The sequence below is a fragment of the Methylobacterium sp. WL7 genome, assembly GCF_008040085.1.
GTDB classification, from domain to species: Bacteria; Pseudomonadota; Alphaproteobacteria; order Rhizobiales; family Beijerinckiaceae; genus Methylobacterium; species Methylobacterium mesophilicum.
Genome location: NZ_VRVG01000352.1, coordinates 1 through 666 on the forward strand (window position 1 = coordinate 1; position 666 = coordinate 666).

The window sequence follows — 666 nt, forward strand, 5'->3', positions numbered from 1 at the left end:
TTATTAAGCCTAAGTGCTCATGAATGGTTCAGACGTAGGGACCGCCGAATAGGTCGCCCATCGCCTTCCGCCGGAACAGCGTGCGCCACCGCCGCCTCTGATGCTCTGGCCGGTCGTGGATCATGTGGCAGCGCTGGCAGAAGGCCGCGAGGTTGGCATCCGCGTTGTTGGCCGTGTCGTGGTCCCGGTGAGCGGCTGCCAGGACGACGTGGGTCCGGCGAGCGCGACCGAGGATATCGACGCCAGACCTGACCCGGATCCGGCGGCCCCAGCCATCGCGCCAACGGCTGGCCTCCGCATCCCACCAGCGCCCGTCGCCGAGGTGGTAGACCATCTGCCCGTGCGGTCGCCCGCAGCTCTCACAGCGGCCCTGCGCGCGACCAAAGCGGATCGCCATCGACAGCTCGCGCCAGTCGATCGGGTAGAAGAAGCGGTGCTCGGGCCGGATCGGCATGGCGGTGGGACTGTGCCACCGATGGTGAAAAAAGCGTAGCGGCAAGGGATCGTTATGCAGCCTGCACGACCGAGCAAACGACGTCTGTGCCAACCCCAAAATGGCGCGGGCCGAGCCCTCAAGGGGCCGGCCCGCTTGCCGTTCGGCTTCGCCTGTAAAAGCCGCAGCGACGCCACAGAATACCCGCATGCCGCCTGTTGCCGCCATCAGTA

Annotated in this window: 1 protein-coding gene; it reads right to left on the reverse strand. The window is 66.5% G+C overall.

Features of this window, described 5'->3' with window-relative positions; genetic code table 11:
* Positions 1–28: 28 nt before the first annotated feature.
* On the reverse strand, positions 29–454 hold the full coding sequence (locus FV233_RS29740; protein ID WP_147855226.1) for a hypothetical protein: 426 nt from the start codon (positions 452–454) through the stop codon (positions 29–31).
* Positions 455–666: the final 212 nt, after the last annotated feature.